Here is a 464-nt window from a genome sequence, read left to right on the forward strand (position 1 = left end):
GCGGGCGAGGACCCTGGCTCACTTGCGGGCTTGGTGGCCCCAGAGGCTAACGGTCTCTCACCCGCCACCGCGCCGAGAAGTATACCCGACGCGGGATGGATCAAGTTACAAGAGGCTACTGCATGGTGGCGGCCAAGGGTAGCCGGAAGGCCAGATCCGGGAAGGTGACAGGCGCAGGTGGCCGATAGCCCAGCGAAGAATGCGGTCGGACGCGGTTGTAGGTGGTTTGCCATAGACCAATCACGATCTGCGCCTCCTTCAGCGAGTAGAAGATCTCTTGGCGTAGGCACTCGTCACGAAGCTTGCCGTTGAAGCTCTCGCAGTAGCCGTTCTCCCACGGGGATCCTGGCGCGATGTACTGGATCTGCGAGCCAGTCTTGGCGACCCACTTGCGCAACGCCTTCGAGATCATCTCAGGGCCATTATCGCAGCGGATGTGCTCCGGGATGCCGTGCAGACACATC

General features: G+C 61.6%; 1 protein-coding gene. It reads right to left on the reverse strand.

Annotated features, from left to right (window positions below; translation table 11 throughout):
* Positions 1-115: 115 nt before the first annotated feature.
* On the reverse strand, positions 116-464 hold a 349-nt coding region (locus ACLBYB_RS32750), incomplete at its 5' end, for an integrase core domain-containing protein (protein WP_447701372.1).

This window comes from Methylobacterium sp. D54C (assembly GCF_053345595.1).